This is a genomic window from Salinimonas marina (genome assembly GCF_015644725.1).
In the GTDB taxonomy this organism is placed as follows: Bacteria; Pseudomonadota; Gammaproteobacteria; order Enterobacterales; family Alteromonadaceae; genus Alteromonas.
In genome coordinates, this window is sequence record NZ_CP064795.1 from 888,264 (window position 1) to 906,115 (window position 17,852).

General features: G+C 47.2%; 13 protein-coding genes and 4 pseudogenes. 14 read left to right on the plus strand and 3 right to left on the minus strand.

Annotated features, from left to right (window positions below; translation table 11 throughout):
• The first annotated feature begins 28 nt into the window (after window positions 1-28).
• A complete protein-coding gene (locus IT774_RS03805) occupies window positions 29-280 on the plus strand; it encodes a hypothetical protein (RefSeq protein WP_195811411.1) in 252 nt (83 codons plus the stop codon).
• A 185-nt stretch (window positions 281-465) separates the two neighbouring features.
• On the opposite strand, the pseudogene IT774_RS03810 reads toward IT774_RS03805, so the two are convergent.
• Window positions 466-1,415, minus strand: a pseudogene (locus IT774_RS03810) (transposase).
• A gap of 704 nt (window positions 1,416-2,119) precedes the next feature.
• Between IT774_RS03810 and IT774_RS03815 the strand changes: the two are divergent.
• The 5 genes from IT774_RS03815 to IT774_RS17000 all read left to right on the plus strand — a co-directional run bounded on the left by IT774_RS03815 (window position 2,120) and on the right by IT774_RS17000 (window position 5,783).
• Window positions 2,120-2,845 carry a hypothetical protein gene (locus tag IT774_RS03815; protein WP_195811412.1) on the plus strand — a complete coding sequence of 242 codons (726 nt, stop codon included), beginning with the start codon at window positions 2,120-2,122 and terminating at the stop codon, window positions 2,843-2,845.
• Between the two features lie 22 nt (window positions 2,846-2,867).
• Window positions 2,868-3,221: a hypothetical protein gene (locus IT774_RS03820; protein ID WP_195811413.1), complete on the plus strand. Its 354-nt coding sequence runs from the start codon at window positions 2,868-2,870 to the stop codon at window positions 3,219-3,221.
• Window positions 3,222-3,713: 492 nt separating this feature from the next.
• Entirely contained in the window at window positions 3,714-3,947 is a 234-nt protein-coding gene (locus tag IT774_RS16990) for a hypothetical protein (RefSeq protein WP_218958940.1), read from the plus strand.
• A 112-nt stretch (window positions 3,948-4,059) separates the two neighbouring features.
• A complete protein-coding gene (locus tag IT774_RS16995; protein WP_269749797.1) occupies window positions 4,060-5,088 on the plus strand; it encodes a S8 family serine peptidase in 1,029 nt (342 codons plus the stop codon).
• Between the two features lie 74 nt (window positions 5,089-5,162).
• Window positions 5,163-5,783: a hypothetical protein gene (locus IT774_RS17000; protein ID WP_218958942.1), complete on the plus strand. Its 621-nt coding sequence runs from the start codon at window positions 5,163-5,165 to the stop codon at window positions 5,781-5,783.
• 810 nt (window positions 5,784-6,593) lie between these two features.
• Here IT774_RS17000 and IT774_RS03830 read toward each other — a convergent pair.
• Window positions 6,594-7,120: pseudogene (locus tag IT774_RS03830) on the minus strand (M24 family metallopeptidase); the annotation flags it as partial.
• 191 nt (window positions 7,121-7,311) lie between these two features.
• On the opposite strand from IT774_RS03830, the gene IT774_RS03835 reads away from it, so the two are divergent.
• On the plus strand, window positions 7,312-7,659 hold the full coding sequence (locus IT774_RS03835; RefSeq protein ID WP_195811415.1) for a DUF488 domain-containing protein: 348 nt from the start codon (window positions 7,312-7,314) through the stop codon (window positions 7,657-7,659).
• A gap of 162 nt (window positions 7,660-7,821) precedes the next feature.
• On the opposite strand, the gene IT774_RS03840 is transcribed toward IT774_RS03835, so the two are convergent.
• A complete protein-coding gene (locus tag IT774_RS03840) occupies window positions 7,822-9,798 on the minus strand; it encodes a BCCT family transporter (RefSeq protein ID WP_195811416.1) in 1,977 nt (658 codons plus the stop codon).
• A 389-nt stretch (window positions 9,799-10,187) separates the two neighbouring features.
• On the opposite strand from IT774_RS03840, the gene IT774_RS03845 reads away from it, so the two are divergent.
• From IT774_RS03845 to IT774_RS03870, 7 genes and pseudogenes are all read left to right on the plus strand, one after another.
• On the plus strand, window positions 10,188-10,580 hold the full coding sequence (locus IT774_RS03845) for a BlaI/MecI/CopY family transcriptional regulator (protein WP_195811417.1): 393 nt from the start codon (window positions 10,188-10,190) through the stop codon (window positions 10,578-10,580).
• Window positions 10,573-11,319: a M56 family metallopeptidase gene (locus IT774_RS17260; RefSeq protein ID WP_232365106.1), complete on the plus strand. Its 747-nt coding sequence runs from the start codon at window positions 10,573-10,575 to the stop codon at window positions 11,317-11,319. Before IT774_RS03845 ends, IT774_RS17260 begins: the two co-directional genes overlap by 8 nt.
• Window positions 11,304-11,741, plus strand: coding sequence for an energy transducer TonB (locus IT774_RS17265; protein ID WP_232365107.1), 438 nt, complete (start codon window positions 11,304-11,306; stop codon window positions 11,739-11,741). The genes IT774_RS17260 and IT774_RS17265 overlap by 16 nt, the downstream gene beginning before the upstream one ends.
• 366 nt (window positions 11,742-12,107) lie before the next feature.
• Window positions 12,108-12,704 carry a hypothetical protein gene (locus IT774_RS03855; protein ID WP_218958943.1) on the plus strand — a complete coding sequence of 199 codons (597 nt, stop codon included), beginning with the start codon at window positions 12,108-12,110 and terminating at the stop codon, window positions 12,702-12,704.
• 160 nt (window positions 12,705-12,864) lie between these two features.
• A complete protein-coding gene (locus IT774_RS03860) occupies window positions 12,865-13,539 on the plus strand; it encodes a hypothetical protein (RefSeq protein WP_195811419.1) in 675 nt (224 codons plus the stop codon).
• Between the two features lie 396 nt (window positions 13,540-13,935).
• A pseudogene (betT, locus tag IT774_RS03865) lies at window positions 13,936-16,001 on the plus strand (choline BCCT transporter BetT).
• Between the two features lie 261 nt (window positions 16,002-16,262).
• Window positions 16,263-17,490, plus strand: a pseudogene (locus tag IT774_RS03870) (glycerate kinase type-2 family protein).
• Window positions 17,491-17,852 lie beyond the last annotated feature (362 nt).

A 17,852-nucleotide genomic window follows, 5' to 3' on the forward strand; every position in this document is an offset into this window, starting at 1 on the left:
ACAACGTGCGAAATAGGGAGAGTGAAGCATGGGAGAATGGTCTGATTACTTTGAAGATTTTCCAGAAGAAGCGCCGCAGCCACCGAGTGCGGAAGAAATCGCTAAAGCAAAGCATGAGGCTGACATTAAAGCGATGAATGCTGACGCATTCGCGTTAATTGCCGAGACAAAACGAAAAGCGCAAGCCGCTGAAGAACAGCAGAAAGAACAATATTTGGATTCGACCGTTGAGGAGAATAATGTGGGACAGTCACTCCCTGCATCTACGGTTAACCTTTAGGTAATACTTGATTGCCCAAACTATTTCGAAGTTAATGCCTCGATATATCGCCCTGGAACGGCTTTAAAAAGGTTTATATACCTAAATAGCTTGTAGATAAAACACTAGCTTACGGATGTGCGTCGCCCCGCCTTGAACGGTACGTATTAGGTTGTAGGATGTGATTCGAGACGAGCTCAGCGTATTCAAGCTGAATTGTATTTGTGGTTTCTTCTGCAGTGCGACATCAGTTTCCCGATGCTTACTGAGGACTTAAAGTCAGTTTCAATACCGCAGACTAATGTATTCCAATCGGTTTGCGCTAGTCCCGCCCGTGTGAGTATAGAAGAGGTTGCATCTTCTATCTTGCCACGTTTATCTGGATGAAATTGACGCCCGGTCTGTTCGACGAGTGCGAAATAATCCTCAATCCGGAAAGGCAACCCGTCGGACAGTGTGCCTTTGGAATTTCCGTCGAAGTGAAGCAGCGTACGAGGTTGTTGATGAGACTTCGCCGCCTGAATGCGTTTTTGAATACTAGTGTGGGCAGAGGCTTCCGGTGATTTTGCTAAACAGGCACGCACAGGATTTAAATCGACATACGCCATACAGGCTGCAAGTGATGCTTCATCCATTAATGCCTGAGACTTAAATCGTCCCTCCCAGAAGTGGCCTGTACAGCCGTCTTCCTTATTTGCTTGCCTGGCAATAAACTCATTGAGCAGTCGCATAAACCAGCTGATATCGAATAATCGGGTGCGATACACTTCAGCAAGGCTTTTCACCGTTTCAGTCTCGGCCTCGGACAGCGAATCACACACAGCCGGATTGATATAACGTCGGGCTATCAACATGCCTTTGTAGAGCTTGTGCCATCGCCGTAGAACCTCCTCTACCGATAATGAATCCGCCTTGTCCTTGTTGATGCGCAATACCACATGGGTGTGATTACTCATCACTGCATAGGCACAGACATCTACGCAGAACACCTCAGCCAAAAACAATAAACGGTCTTCCACCCATTGGCGACGATGTTCGAAGCTTTTGCCTGTCTGCGTATCTTCACCACATAAAAATGCACGGCGAACACAGCGAGATACGCAGTGATAGTAAGGGTATCTGCCAGGTTGATAAGAGATTTACGTGGTTTGGGCATGGTCTTCTAAACACGAAGGGAACCGTGCTTTTAGTGTGCCCAAATTAGTTCAAAACCCAACTGTACCTGAGAATGGTTAGTGACTGTCCTATTTGCCCGGATTATGCAAATGCCTTCTTAAAAGGGAAACTTATGGAAACAACTATTGAAAACACGACGTTTTTAAATAGTTTACAGGTTACATTCGCTGAGCAATTTCTTTACTGTGAAAAGAACAAATTTGACCTAGTTAAGCAGATGATTAATTCTGACGAAGCATATAGGGTTGGCCTCCGCCCTACTGTGAATTAATAAATACCTGCGCGAATGATACTTTGAATTTTTTCTTGAAATTACTCTGCTCCATTCTACTCACTGTCGAATTTTGGAGGCAAAAACCAACTTAACATTAACGCGGTCTTTCCCGCCGTCAGCCACTCATCGGTTCATTACAGTAATTGCTGTTCAATATCCCTATTCGCATTGGACAGTTATTTTACGCAATTACTTCGTTGCTTTCCGTCAAAAAACGGTGAGAGACACAACGTTGACATGGTTGCGGGTGTTATTCATCCCCACCGCCCGCTGGGGTCTCTGAAAAAATCAGTTGAGTTGAAAGGTATGCTACTAAATCTGGCAGATCAAATGTTTGCCGTGGCAAATACTTGATCTGCCAGAAAATTAAAATTAGTTTAAATATGGAGTTCACCTAAGAGGATAAAAAAGTGTTACCTAAACACGGAAGAATAGATTGTAGAGTTTGCTTTCCTGAACATGTTAATGATGTGTTTGAACCAAACACCGAATGGAGAATGGTCAATGACCCGGGAGCTTGGGGCGGAAATGATAAACCTGAATACTTGATACTTGGATTTTCTAAAGGTTTCACTCAGGCTGGGATGTGCAACAATAATAAATTTGAGGACATTGCCTTTGCAGGTATTAGAGAACGGCTGACTCAGGCACTGCGGGCAGTCGGTATTATGTCTGATTCAGAGCATGTGACTGAGAATATTAACAATCCCTCTTCGAAAATAGCTTTTGGGTCATTGGTGCGGTGCAGTGTCTCTCGAATAGATAGTAAAAAATCAGAGGCAGGCAATGGAAAAGTTTATTCTTGTACAGGACCGTTGATCACTAAATCTTTCGAAGAGATACCTGAAATTATAAGTAATTGTACGAGGCAGTACTTAATAGGTTTGCCGGAAAGTATTAAGGCAGTCATATTTCTATCAAATAGTGATAAATATGTTTGTGGGGTACAACGAATTATTGAAAATTTGTACCCAAAAAGCTTTAAGAGAATTAATCCTATGTGTGTAGAAGCCGAAGGAAAGAGGTGGATACACATAGCGCATGCATCTGGCTTAAATGGGCATTTTAACACTTGGTTGAAAACAGATTTAGGGCCGGGCTTAAAAAGGCTGCAAGCAATCGAAGGTTTAAACTAATAATAACAGGGAGTAAAAATTTATGAGTATTTCAGAACAAGCACAGAAAGAACTAAAAAACGCTTTTCCTTTTACTGAGTCGAGCACCCAGTATATAGCAAAGTTCGCGACCAAGTCGGGAAAAGAGCTTGCACTAGAGAGAGAGCGTACTGAAGCAATTTATCTTTGGTTACAGAAGTACGATCAAAACATCGACGGTGTAGAGATAAAAAACTCAAAATTTCCGGGGCAAGCGTATGAGCGCAATCAAACGAGGAATTCTAATCTGAACGAGAAGAACACACCAAAATTGAAGTTAGGCAATAGGGCATATTATTTAAAAATAGAAACCTTGGGTGCACTTGAAAAGGTTATTGACTGGTATTCCAAGATATAGTTTTCGACAAGATGTGGTTATTGAATTTATCAAATTCATTGACCACAGCTCTACCCATAATTTTTCTTTTTCAGGTCAAATCCACCAAAATAATAGCTTAAGGAGAGTGTGCCAAACGAGGGTTTTAATCGTGTCTGGTAGCGTACTTAATTGATATGTTGGCTACCAATATTTGAAAACACAATTTATAAATTTTAAGCCCACTTTTTAGAGGGTTTTATTTTTCTCAATTTTAAAAATTCATATTTGTAGTAAACAGCAAAAATGGAGTTCCCAGCTTTTATTAAACAGGTCGTGGTGCCTTAATCTGGGTATCTTCTAACTCAGAAGATGCAAGACCGCTCATTCTGGGCGCGATCAGTATTCCTCACACAGCGCCAGTAGTTTGTCAGTTTTGTTAAAAAATTGTCAAATATAGGTGTAACCCCTTATATGCGATTCACCCTGTTTTTGGCATTTTGCATGCCTACTAATAAACTGTTGGACACCATAATGAGAAAAATTTTTCTGCCACTTAGCTTAATAGCCTCAGGTCTTGCCTGTTCAGGCCTGGTTCATGCTGAGGCGTTGATTGGACCTCAATTATCCCAGTCACTGACGTCCCAGACGGGACCGTTCAATGTCATTGTCTCGATGAATGAGCAGCAGCAAGTCGATTCGGTTTTGCAGTCATTAAATGTTCCTTATCAAACATTGAAAACGCTGCCTATGGCGGGGCCTTCTTAACTAAAACGCAAATTCAGGAACTTGCTACGAATCCATCGGTAACCAGTATTTATGCTGATGCTCCTTTGGAATACAAAAACTATACGTCCGGCCAAATTACCGGGGACATTATATTCAGGATGTTTATAACGTCACGGGTAGGGGCGTAACCATCGCGGTGCTGGACTCGGGGGTGGATGCCACCCATCCGGATCTGGAATTAGGTACCAAAACCGTAGAAAACGTAAAGATAGTGGGAGATTTGGATTTAGCGGGTGGCCGCAACGCCTTTATCGAAGGGGTGCCAAATAGCGATACAAGTTCTGGCCACGGGACTCACGTTGCTGGCACGGTGGGCGGTACGGGCGTGGTGTCAGCCAATGATGAACGCCGTGCTTACTATCACGCGGGTATCGCGCCTGATTCGAGTTTAGTTGGTCTCGGTGCTGGCGAAGGGGTTTCTATTCTATATGCCTTGCTCGGCTTTGATTATGCAATTGCTAATCAGGAACGCCTGGATATTGACATTATTACCAATAGCTGGGGCGGCGGCGACGGGGCAGAATTTGACCCGAACAACCCTATCAATAAAGCCTCGTTTGAAGCCTATAAGAGGGGGATGGTGGTAAGCTTTGCGGCCTCAAATTCAGGCCCTGAAGAAAATACCCTTAATCAGTATGCAATCGCGCCGTGGGTTATTAACGTGGCCGCTGGTACCAGTGACAAAACATTGGCTGATTTTTCTAGTCGGGGCGTAGCCGGTACTCAGTATAAGCAGCCTGACATCACTGCCCCCGGGCAAAACATCACCTCAACCCGCGCTCCGAACACGGCGATTGGCGCGATGGGACCCGTGGTAGATCCTGAACATCCGGAATATTTTGCGTACTACCATACTATCAGTGGTACATCGATGGCGACGCCATTTGTCGCCGGGGTGGCCGCTTTGCTGTTGGAAGTTAATCCACAGCTATCACCAGACCAAATTGAACAAATCCTTATGGAGACAGCTGATCCGATGGATTATGCCCCTCATGAGGTTGGTGCTGGATACATTAATGTCAAATCTGCGGTTGAGCGTGCAGAAGAAGTTCGTGGTAACCGCGTAGAGTTTCTCTCCGGGATACCACCTGGGCAAGTCAGGGCCCCTGGACCCAGGTAGATGACACTTATGAATTACTGACATACTCAGGAAAATGGTATGACAAGTCAGAAGAATTGGCGTACCAGGGCACAATGAACAAAGCCAAATACGCCAACTCTTCCTTTACCGCAACGGTAAGAGGGGAGCGGGTACGTCTTCACTTCTTTGTAAAAGATGACAAACCAACTTCGGTCGAACTTATTTCAGATGGTGTTTCAATGGGGGTTGCCACCGTTTACAGTGCAACCGCCTCCAAATATTCTCCTGAAGATGTCGCCGTTGTGTTTGATGACCTGGGCACAGGCGTCCATAATCTTGAAGTCAGAATGTTGAATAAGTACATGTACTTTGACCGCATGGATGTGGACGGCAGCGTTATCGAAAGCGACCTGACCTATACAGAAAGACACCAGCAAGACACGGGTACAATGGGTCCTTCAGCAGAAAATCTGGAGGTTCAGGAATTTGCACTCGAAATCGCTGAAAATGATGTAAGCCTGACCACATCGCTGAGCTGGAGCGGCGCTGGAGATCTGGACTTCTTCCTGGTGGACCCGAATGGAGTTGAGGTCGCCTCAAGCGCGACCTTGGAAAATCCGGAAGTTATTCAGTATATGACAGACGAGCCCGGCACTTATCAATTACGTGTAACAGGCTATATTAGTGCGGTAACGCCGTTTGAAATTGACAGTACAATTGTTACGGCGAATTAATACAGCGTAGTAAGTCATTGTAAGAGCCCGCTCTCGTAGCGGGTTTTTTATTATTTATAACTACAGTAGCTGCTCCGCTTAGATGTTGTCGTCGCGCAATGTTCAGTTGAGGGGGACAATGCAAAGTTTGCAGACCAGTACCGGGTTAACGTTTGTGACAGTCTAGATTTTGCAGCACTATTAAACTTTTTTCTAGAGAATCTAATCTGGAATAACGGCAGCAATCAGCGGGTAAGCGAAGCCATGCCCATAGTGACTCTATTACCGTTGGGTAGTATCGAGACAGGTTGCGATAGTTAATGGTTTTAAAGGATCGATGTTAAATTATTATATTTCTACTAGGTTTACATTGATGAACAAAAAAAGAAAAAGCTAATTTCTGGTTAACGCTTGTCGTCCCCTTTTTTTGGTTTGATAGCCACTAATGTCAAAAAGGAAAATAAAATAGCCAGCATGAAATTGACAATTATTAATGTCAATACGCCAGAAAAATCTGCCTTTGTCTGAGTCAATTGATATAGCGTATTAATGAAAGTGGACGTTAGGATGCTTGTTAAAAAAAAAGCTGATCTTTGATTAATGAAATAACTTTCAAAAGCTCAACAAGGTTCCCATTCTATCCAATGGTCACACCCTCCTGAAGTACAAACTCCTTCCCAGCCTGGACAAAGGAAGCCACCATCAGCACCACCCCCTCCCGATCCACTAGATGCATTAGGATAAATGGGGAGGCCACCTGGTGTAAGTCCAGTTCCAGTGCCCCATGAACCCGAATCTGGAGCTGAAAATGGAGGATAACTACCCCGATTTCTAAACAATATTCTTTATCTGGTTTTGTTCGGCAATAAGCTTCAACCCGCGCGGACCGTCTTCGGTTATATAAAAATGTCCTTCCAGCCGAATACCGAATTCATTGGGGACTACTATCATGGGTTCGTTACTCAGGCACATCCCCGGCGCTAATTTATGAGGGTTGTCCTTTACCAGATAAGGCCACTCATGAATGTCCATGCCGATTCCATGACCGGTGCGATGTGGCAGACCAGGTAAGTTGGAATCAGGGCCCAACTGGTCATGTTCTAAACTGGTACGTGCGGCGGCATCCACATCCCCACACGTTACGCCCGACGCTGCTTTTTGAAATGTGGCTAACTGGGCGCGCTTCTCACTTTCCCACATCGCTTTTTGCTTAGCATCGGGGCTGCCAAAACAATAAATACGAGTGATATCTAAAAGATAACCATGCTCCTTATATCCTGTATCTACAAGTACCATGTCATCAGTCTTCAGTACCTGAGGATCTTTAACGCTTGAGGAAAAGAAGTTGCTTTGCCAAACGCACCTGGCATCATTTAAGCACTCCCGCTCTTATCTATAAGTTATTGTTTTTTTAGATTTAAAGATACTATCGATTTTTATTTGTAATAAAATCGTTCGGGCTTTAGGCCTCGCGGTTGAATATCTGACTTTTATGCATCACAGTAATACTTTGGTTATTTCTCGCCTGTGTAAATATATAGGAGAAGATATGATTATTAAGCTTCACCGAATTTATGAGGATAATCGTCCACAGGGCTTTCATGTGCTGGTGGATGGCATCTGGCCTAGAGGAATCTCAAAAGAGGACGCCCGGCTGGACGACCACTGGAAGGAGTTAGCGCCAAGTGATGAGCTGAGAAAATGGTTTAATCATGATAGTGAAAAGTGGGGCGAATTCAGAAACAGGTACCTTTCTGAATTAGGTGACATAAAAACGATCGTAAAAGACAAACTGCAGAAGGTTGACCAGCAAACTTTGGTCCTGTTGTATGGCGCCAAAGATGAAAAGCACAACCATGCTCAGGTGCTCCGGGAGTATCTGGAAAAGCTGAGTTAAGTTGTACAAAGAAAGGATGGCGCGAGACCACCAGGTTTAGTGCGGCTTCTCATGTTGGCGTTATAACAAGGTGTGCCCGTTGTTTAATAAGCTCCGTCTAAAACGCCAAAAAGGGTTCACCATCTGCTGATGTGAACCCCTTTTATAGGTACCTGGAACTAATCAGACACTTTTCTGGGGAGAGCCGGCCGCTTCGCCATTAGCAATATGTAAAAAGTGCAGATGACGTTCATATTGGCTAATCGCATCGGCGATAACCTGCTCGCGGCTAAAGCCTAATACATCGTATTGTTGGCCACCCTGTAACACAAATACTTCTGCGCGATAATAATGCTGGCTGTCCTGCTCGAAACTGTAGTGCGGGACCGTATATTCAAGCAATCTGATTTCATAGGCAAAGTTTTCTGCCGGCTGCTTGTCTACTGACAGGCGAACGCGCTGTTCGTCTGAGCGTATTTGTGCTGTTACCCCGCGGCTGCTGAGTTTATCGCATAGTTGTTGTAATGCTGGCTCAGCAACTTCTTTAATAAAGTCACGGGCCTGGGTTTGTGCCGGCGTGGCGAGCAGGGTATCAAGCCGTTGCTCCCAATCACTCCCTGCCTGTAAGTACTGCATGGTGCCGGTGTGTTGCTGCACATTGCGCTGTAGATGCTGATCGTTGCGCAGCGCGGTAAATAGCGTGTAGCAAGCCAACAGTAAGATAAACACCAATGGAAATGCCGACACAATGACCAGAGTTTGCAATGCGGGTAAGCCCCCGGCATACAACTGGCTGGCAGCAATAACACCGATAAGACCGGTCCAGAATAAACGCTGGGTAACGGGTGTATTAACCTGACCACCGGAGGTAAGAGTATCGACCACCAGGGCGCCAGAGTCGGCAGAGGTGATAAAAAAGGTGCAACCCAACACCAGCGCAATTATCGACAGGATGCCGGTAAGGGGTAAATAATCGAATAATGCATACAACGAAATAGCAATATCGTTGTTGATGGCTTCGGCCAGCGGATGATCCGTTTGCTCGCCAATAATATCTAAAGCCGTGTTACCAAACAGGGTGATCCACAGGATATTGATAACAGTGGGCACAAACAGCACCCCCACTAAAAATTCACGAATGGTGCGGCCTCTGGAAATGCGCGCAATAAAGGTGCCCACAAAGGGTGACCAGGCGATCCAGAAGCCCCAGTAAAATACGGTCCAGCCGCCCAGCCAATCCTCTTTTTTATCATAGGCATACAAATTAAAGGTACTGTGCAGCAGCTCGCTGACATAATTACCGGTATTTTGCACAAAGGTTGTCAGCAAGTAGGCCGACGAACCAAGCACCAGTACGCCAATCATCAGCGTAACCGATAGCACCATATTGACGTTGGATAGGCGCTTAATGCCCGCATCCAGACCAAGACCTACTGAAATCATCGCCGCCCCGGTGACCACCGCAATCAGCAGCACCTGTTGGTCCCGGGTGCCCGGGGCATCAAATACATACGATAATCCGGCACTGATTTGCTCAACGCCGAAGCCCAGGCCGGTAGCGACACCAAACAGAGTGCCTACGGCAGCAAAAGTATCGGTAATGTGCCCGAGCGGACCATAAATTCGTTCGCCAATTATGGGGTAAAGTATGCTTCTGGGAAGTAATGGTAAGCGGTGGCGAAATGAAAAATAGGCCAGCGCCAGCGCCAGCACCGCATAAATTGCCCAGGCATGAATGCCCCAGTGAAACAGGGTAATACGCACAGCCTGGCGGGCAGAATCGACGGTGCCCGCCTCCGCCGTGGGGGGCGTTAAAAAGTGCATTACGGGTTCTGAGACGCCCCAGAACATCAGGCCAATCCCCATCCCGGCAGAAAACAGCATCGCCAGCCATGAGCCGTAGCCATATTGGGGTTCGGCGTGGTCAGGTCCCAGTTTGATATCCCCTAACTTGCTGACCATCACATAAAGACAAAACAGCAAAAAGATGGCTACCGCGAGGATGTACAGCCAGCTGAACTTACCTACCAGCCAGCCCTGGGTAGCATCCAGCCTGGCGCTGACAGCCTCGGGAGCGAGGCCGGCCAGCACACTGATAGCCACCGCCACTAATACCGAGGAAATAAACACCGACCGGTTCACACTGAAAAGTATTTTCATAATAAAGACATGATAATAAATGACGCAACTGCACGTGTGGTGCGTTTCGCTGCGATGTTCTGCTGCCCAATAAAATGAGCGGACAACAGACCAATATTAAAGTTAACTGCCACGGCTCGTTGCCAGAAACGTGCACCTGTGACCACTAAGTCGAGCGATATGCAGTAGGTGTGATCTAACAATTTACGCCGCATTAGGCGTTTTAGTTTCAATTAAAGAGGCAGCTTTGAATCGATAGCGGTCCCATACGCTGCCTGCAGCGATTTGGTTTACCCGGTCGTATCACACTCATTACACTGACCACCAAATTGTTCAAAAAATAGCTTGCTATTACTGATTACAGGTGTAATCTGAAATAACTGACTACAAATGTAATCGCAGGGGTATTGATGAACAACAAGCTTTCGAAGCCGGATATCACGGAAACAGAATATGAAGTGCTGGATGTTATCTGGCATGACTATCCGGTTACCTCCAGTGAGGTGGTAAAACGGCTTAATCAACATAAGGAATGGCACGACAAAACAGTAAAAACCCTGTTGGGACGTCTGGTCAAAAAGCAGGCCCTGGGTTTTGAAAAACAGCAACGGCAATACCTTTATCATCCGCTGATTGCCCGCGAGGACTACAACAAAAAAGAAACCACAAGTTTTGTATCACGCTTGTTTAACGGCAAAATTGCGCCAATGGTGGCAGGATTTGCCAACCATAACTCATTGTCCAAAGAAGATATTGATGAGCTCAAGGAGCTGATAGAGCAATGGGAGCAAGACAATGATTGAATGGCTGGTGCAACAGCAGGGACCCTTATGTCTGGCGTTGTTGTTGATGATAGGACTGGAGCATTTTTTTACCCCCAGACTGGGAGCGCGTTTTACCTATGGCTTGTGGTTACTGGTGCCGTTCACGGTACTGCTCAATAATTTGCCCCGACAAATTATCGCGGTGCCCTCAAACAGTTTCAATCGGTATGTAGTAGGTGGCTCGCCCTCGACAGAGCTTACTGAAAGCCAGGTGCTGTTGATGATATGGGCTGCAGGCACCATCGTATTGAGCTTGTTTTTTGTGCTCCAGTACTGGCAGTTCAAACGCGCTGTTGAGGATGGCGGTGACAGCCACGCAGGTGTCTGCTATTCCGAGCGGACCACCACACCGGTGCTGTTTGGTTTTTTTGCGCCCAAAATCCTGTTGCCAGATAACTTTAAGGCGCTGTTTTGTCCACAACAGCAGCAACTGATTTTAGAGCATGAACAAACCCACATACGTCAGCAAGATCCGCTCTGGAATGCCCTGGCCTTATTCATCGTGGTGACTTTCTGGTTTAACCCGCTGGTGTGGCTTGGAATGCGCTCGTTCAGAATCAATCAGGAGCTTGCCTGCGACTCTCGGGTACTGAGTGCAAAAACCGAAACTCAAAAATTTCTTTATGCCAAAGCGCTTTTGCAGTGTGCTGAGCATACTTCACAACCCCCTCTGTTTACCCTACATTTGGAGAAAAAAGCACTATGTTCAAACGATTAAATGCAATAAAACAACCGGCGTCCGCGAGTAAATTATGTGGCATTGCGGCGTTATTTCTGGTGTCGGTGGTGACCGCCAATACGGCGCTTGCGACTCAGCCAGAACACAAAGTCAGTAAAGCCAAAGCCAGCCATGCCACCCCGGTCAAAACTGTGAATCCGGCTTACCCGGAATCAGCAGAAGCGCAGGGTCAGGAAGGTTTTGTGGTGTTAAAGTTTGATATAACCGAGCAAGGCAACACCGACAATATCAGAGTCATTGAGTCAGAACCGGCCGGTGTATTTGATGAAAATGCAAAAAAAGCCTTCTCTCACTGGCAGTATAAGCCTCGTATCCAGAATGGTCAGGCTCAACGCCAGACCGGGCTGCTGGTCCAGCTGGACTTTAAACTAACAGACGATACAACTTCGGCGAAAAACTAATCGTTAAGGGGCGCCAGCCCCTTTGTTCTTTGGCCTGACATCGACCTGCACGGGTGGTGGCTGTTCCCCGCAGCACCGACAAAGTCTACCGCTTCCTATCCATTACTGCCTCTTACTATGCCTTACTATCCCTCTGGGCACCTCTAAAGCCATCGCCGGCTATGGATGGGCAATGACCAAAACCTTCAGTTGCTCAGTACCAAGCAATACTTTACCGGTTTAATCGCGCAAAAGGGGAAGGCGATGCTGCTATTACAGTTTTTTACCATCCTAGTGTTTTGTCTTATTCATACCCAGGCTGGTCGCCTGAGGTTTTTGGATGCCATACCCCGCAGTCGGTGGCTGTCATTTGCGGGAGGTGTATCGGTGGCCTATGTGTTTATTCAGGTTTTTCCGGAAATGGCTGAGGTACAGGAAGCCTTTAGCGACCATGACGGGTTATTGATTGCACTGGAACATCAGGCTTATCTGATTGCATTAATCGGGCTGTGTTTGTTCTACGGCTTAGAGAAACTTATTAAATCGGCGCGGCAGAACGAGCAACAGGCAGAACATAAACGACTTACGGCTTTTGGCGTGCATCTGGCGTCTTTTGCGATTTATAACGGCCTGATTGGCTATTTGCTGGTACACCGGGAAGAGCCTGATTTAACCGGATTGCTATTTTATGCGCTGGCCATCGGTCTGCATTTTCTGGTCAATGATTTTGGGCTGCGAAAACATCATCAGCAGCGCTACCACCATTATGGCCGCTGGATACTGGCTTGCAGTATTGTGGTGGGCTGGCTTATCGGCCTGATGACAGCCATCCATGAGCTTTTGATTCATGGTTTGTTTGCATTTTTAGCCGGCAGTATTATCTTAAATGTGCTCAAAGAAGAGTTGCCAGATGAGCGAAAAAGCCGGTTTTTACCTTTTATGGGCGGGGTAATTGTGTTCGCCGGATTGGCGTATCTGCAATAACCAGTAATCCAGACAGGGCTGTAAATCACTCTAAATAGTCTATAAACTTTTTACAGTGTCTGTAGCCGGGTAATGGCATATTGGCTGTAACTAATTGATTCTAAAGGGTGGCATTGCAGTTGCGTGGCCTTAGTTGAATTCATAGCGAAAGGAGAGATTAATGAAACTTACCAATACATTACTTTCTACTGCAATTGCGGGTGCCTTATTTTCTGCCCAGGCTGTGGCGACCACAGATGATCAGACTTCTTACACCCCGCAACCAGCAAGCGCGATTGAAAATACCTGGTTAACTCTTAGTGGCGAGATCACAAAAACCAGCTCCGACAGCTTCGTCATCAACACCGGCGCTAACGAAGTGAATGTTGAGTTCGATGATGGTGACCGCGATGGTGACGCCAGCGTCTTTAACCGTGGCGACAAAGTCACAGTATCGGGCAAAGTAGACAAAGGCTTATTTACTGAAGCTGCCTTAGATGCATCAAGCGTTTTTGTGCATGAGTGGAACACCACCTATGTTTCAAACCCAAACGATGAGCCGGTCTATGACCGTTATATCGCCTCGGCAGTCGTGCCCGATGATTTAGATAGTATGACATTGATCGGCACCGTATCTGAGATTCAGGATAATATTGTTGAGCTTTCCACCTCGGGTACAACCGTTCAGGTGGACATTAGTGAACTGAATGGTCAGCCCCTTAAGGAGGATGGTAAGCAACATATTCAAAATGGTGATCGCATCAAGGTCGATGCCTCAATCGAAAGTGCCTTCTTCAACGAGGCCACGATTGTCGCCAACAATGTGATTCGTATGAGTGACGTGAGCGATAGCTAGTTACCCTGCGCTGTATCTCCGTTCGAAAGCCGGCAATTGCCGGCTTTTTTTTGTTCCCGCAGACAAATGAACCGGATGGTGATAAAGCCTATTGACGGTATATGCCTGCTGATCACAGGCCGGTGGGAAAGAGAGTGCTGAACCTGGCGACCTTGATAAATAGAGGTTAATTAATGGTTTTTCATAAACAAAAATGACAAAGTTTTCATCTGATTCTAAACTCTTACGTATAAGTCAGACAGGTGCGTCGCTCCCGACGCCCTACTATGCTGTAATCCGACACCGGAGCCTTAGCTGCTGTAGCCTTTCGGATTGTAGTTTTCTTTGCCATTACCGACACCCCTAAGGCGTGTCGCGTCTAGCCAGACACTTTAAAATTAAGTGAGGTTTAACGTCATGGTTCAGGACAAAACAAAAGCAGAAAACGCTGGCCCTGATACCCGGGTTCGGGTCAATCCAATACCGTTTTACGGCTCGGTGATAGGAATAACCGCCTTTGCCTTTTGGGCAATATTTTTCACCGAAGCCGCCAGTTCTTATATCGGCCAGGCCCTGGGCTGGATTTCCTCATCATTTAGCTGGTTTTACTTTCTGGCTATTTTTGCTTATCTGGTGTTTGTGGTGGTGGTCGCCCTTTCCCCATGGGGCAAGATACGGCTGGGCCAGGAGCATACACGGCCCGAATTTCATGTTCTGACCTGGGCTGCCATGTTGTTTGCCGCCGGCATCGGCATTGATTTGCTGTTCTTTTGTATTGTCGAGCCCGTGACGCAATTTCTGGCGCCGCCAGTCGAGATGGGGGGCGATCCTGAAGCCGCCCGCAATGCGATTAAACTCACGCTGTTTCACTGGGGCTTATCAGGCTGGGGGTGTATACCCTGGTGGGAATGTCGCTGGCCTTTTTTGCCTACCGCCATGGGCTGCCGTTAGCCATCCGCTCCTCGCTATATCCTCTCTTTGGCCAAAAAATCTATGGCCCAATTGGTCATACCGTCGATGTCGCGGCCGTATTAGGGACCGTCTTCGGGCTGGCCACCAGTCTGGGGATCGGACTCATTCAGCTAAATTATGGTTTGAATCATGTTTTCGGGGTGCCGGAGGGATTGGCCACTCAGGTCGCGCTGGCGGTGGTGGTCATTGTATTTGCGGCTATTTCAGCGGTCACCGGGGTAGAACGAGGCATCCGGCGACTGTCGGAATTTAACATGGCCCTGGCGGTATTGCTGATGCTGTTTGTGTTATTCGTCGGCGAAACCCGGTTCTTACTTAATGCCCTGGTGCTTAATATTGGGGACTATTTTTCTGACTTTATCAGCATGTCACTGAATACCTATGCGTTTAATCCTCCCACCGACTGGCTGAATGCATGGACGGTCTTTTTCTGGGCCTGGTGGATAGCCTGGGGTCCGTTTGTAGGACTCTTCCTGGCACGTATTTCACGGGGCCGCACCATTGCCGAATTTGTGGCGGGCACCCTGATTTTACCGCTAACCTTTATGATTGTGTGGATGTCGGTAATGGGCAATAGTGCGCTGGATATGGTGATGGCGGGGGCAACGGAATTTGGCGAGCAGGCGATGAACAACCCAGGATCAGCTATCTATATGTTTATGGAACGGCTGCCCTGGGCCGGATTTACTACGATTGTAGTGAGCATACTGGCCTTTGTCTTTTTTATTACTTCTGGCGACTCTGGTTCGCTGGTACTGTCTAACCTGACCTCCATACTTAAAGACCCCTATAGTGACGCACCATCGTGGATGCGCATTATGTGGGCGGCGATCATTGGGTTACTGACCATTGCATTGCTACTGGCCGATGGTCTGACGGCCTTACAAAGTGCGGTGGTGGTGACGGGGCTGCCGTTTGCTATTGTGTTGTGTTTGATGATGGTGGGGCTGTTCAAGGCATTAAGGGTAGAAGGGCTTAAGCAGCAAACCAGCGATCTGAACCTGCCCACGCGTCTGCCCCATGATGACAGCGGTCAAAGCTGGACCCACAGATTGCATCGGTTTGTTAGTTTTCCGGACAAAAAACAATGCGATGAATTTTTAAGTGGCGTGGCCTGGCCCGCTATGGAAGAAGTTCAGCAAGCGCTGGAAGAGCGCAAACTGGAAGTGGATATTTCTGAAGGCAGTGATGACGACGGCGACTTCATGGCGCTGAAGGTCAATTTAGACAATGCTCAGGACTTTTATTACGAGCTTCGTCCACGCAAGCATTTGATGCCGGCTTTTGCCACTCGTTCGGCCAAGAGTAGTGGGCATTATTATCGGGTCGAAGCATTATTGTCAGAAGGTGGGCAAGGCTATGATCTAATGGGCTATTCTAAGCGCCAGGTGATAGATGACATGCTGGACCACTTTGAGCGGCATATGCACTTTTTGCATGCGCAACGTGTACAGCCTGGTGCCAGCGTGGACTTGTTCCATTCTGATGAACAAACCGATAAGAAGGAGTAATGGCTTTGGGTTTCAGGCTTCCCTGATTCAGACCTTGTTGCTACCAGCTACCCAGCATCAAAGGCCTTCCGGGCTTTTGATGCTGATTTTATCCGTCTGACCGTTACCAGGATTAATCGCCGGTAGCCTTGTCGGCAATCCACATAGAATTTATCCGGGTATTAACTACCACATCATCGCGCTGTGATAAGCATAATCACGCACATTCACCATAATTCGCTTTTATAGCATCGTACCTAACACTGTTGGAAAGGAGCCTTTATGTCTAAAGAATACTTAAGTTCGCTGTATCAAACTGCGGTTGATGCGTGTCGCCCCCAGTATTGTTTGCCTGAGGCGTTCAAACGCTTTTCTCCGGACCAGCGCGTCTGTATTCTGGGCGCCGGTAAAGCGGCGGCAGATATGGCCGCCCAGGCTTATGCATACTTTAAAGACAACGCCTATGGAGCAGTGGTGACCCGTTATGGCTATCAAACCACTCAGCCCACAGGTGATATCGAAGTGATGCTGGCCGCGCACCCGGTTCCTGATGAAAATAGTCAGCAGGCTGCCCGTCGGCTGTTGGATATTGCCAGTCAGGTACCGGCAGACGAGCAGGTGATTTTCTTAATTTCCGGGGCGGCTCGGCGTTGGCGTGCTTACCGGCAGGGGATATCACCCTGGAGGAAAAGCTCACCCTGCACCGGTTTTTGCTACGCAGTGGCGCTACGATTGAGCAGATGAATACCGTGCGTAAACATGTTTCTGCCTTTAAAGGTGGGCGACTGGCGGCGGCCTGTAATGGTCAGTTGACCACATTGGCCATCTCTGATGTCACCGGTGATGATGCTCAGATTATCGCCTCGGGCCCCACCGTAGCTGACCACTCGACGCCGGCTCAGGCGCTGGCCATTTTAAAACAGTATCAGTGGCCGGAGGATAACGCCGTAACCCGTCATCTTCAGCAGGCCCGGCCCCTGCCGCAGGTGGAAGGAATATACGAAATAGTGGCCAATGCCCAGCGTTCAATCGATGCAGCGGTAGAGATCGCCCAGGCCGACGGCTGGAAAACCCAGATCATAAATATTGAAGAAACCGGTGAAGCTAAGGAAGTTGCCCGTCGTCATGCCGAGCTGGCGCTCAAGTATAAGCAGCAGGGCGAAGCGATATTGTTATTTTCTGGCGGCGAATTGACCGTGACCTTAGGTGAGAGCGATGGGCAGGGCGGCCCCAATCAGGAATATCTGATGAATTTGTGTCAGGCGCTGGAGGGCGCCACCGGCATCAGTGCTCTTGCGGCCGATACTGACGGGGTAGATGGTAGTAAGGATGTGGCAGGGGCTTTATTGATGCGACCTCACTGACGCGGGCCCGGCAGCAGAATCTGGATCTGGACGCATTGCTGACAAATCACGACAGCTATCCCTTTTTTGCAACATTAGAAGACCATATTGATGTGGGGCCTACCCGCACCAATGTGAATGACTTTCGGGTCATTATGATCACATAAGCTGCTGGCCGCACAGGGGCTCAATATGGATTAACAAACTGTGCGGCGTTGTCACCCCTAAAAAAATTGACACCCTTAGTTTATTCAAAATTATACTTAAGTATTAATACGTTTTGGCTCTTTTACCGCCTCTAAAATATACCTTAACGCACAATTACACAGTCTAACAATCAAAAAAATGTAAGCACTTACTTTGGCTTTGTTGCTTTAGGTATGGTGAAAATTGAAATGATTTACGGATTTATTTCTGGCGGTAGCTGCCACTCTGTGCGTATATTTTTTTAATATCAACCCGGCGCGGTTTTACCGCAATTTTAAAAAATCTCTGTTTTTCACAGAATCAAAATGATCTTTTTGTTTGC

Bases quoted from the DNA above. Each gene is read 5' to 3' on its own strand.
- IT774_RS17000 (WP_218958942.1), top strand. From the start codon at position 5,163: ATGAACAAAGCCAAATACGCCAACTCTTCCTTTACCGCAACGGTAAGA.
- IT774_RS16990 (WP_218958940.1), top strand. From the start codon at position 3,714: ATGAGAAAAATTTTTCTGCCACTTAGCTTAATAGCCTCAGGTCTTGCC.
- IT774_RS03860 (WP_195811419.1), top strand. From the start codon at position 12,865: ATGAAACTTACCAATACATTACTTTCTACTGCAATTGCGGGTGCCTTA.
- IT774_RS03840 (WP_195811416.1), bottom strand. From the start codon at position 9,798: ATGAAAATACTTTTCAGTGTGAACCGGTCGGTGTTTATTTCCTCGGTA.
- IT774_RS03845 (WP_195811417.1), top strand. From the start codon at position 10,188: ATGAACAACAAGCTTTCGAAGCCGGATATCACGGAAACAGAATATGAA.
- IT774_RS17265 (WP_232365107.1), top strand. From the start codon at position 11,304: ATGTTCAAACGATTAAATGCAATAAAACAACCGGCGTCCGCGAGTAAA.
- IT774_RS03805 (WP_195811411.1), top strand. From the start codon at position 29: ATGGGAGAATGGTCTGATTACTTTGAAGATTTTCCAGAAGAAGCGCCG.
- IT774_RS17260 (WP_232365106.1), top strand. From the start codon at position 10,573: ATGATTGAATGGCTGGTGCAACAGCAGGGACCCTTATGTCTGGCGTTG.
- IT774_RS03835 (WP_195811415.1), top strand. From the start codon at position 7,312: ATGATTATTAAGCTTCACCGAATTTATGAGGATAATCGTCCACAGGGC.
- IT774_RS03820 (WP_195811413.1), top strand. From the start codon at position 2,868: ATGAGTATTTCAGAACAAGCACAGAAAGAACTAAAAAACGCTTTTCCT.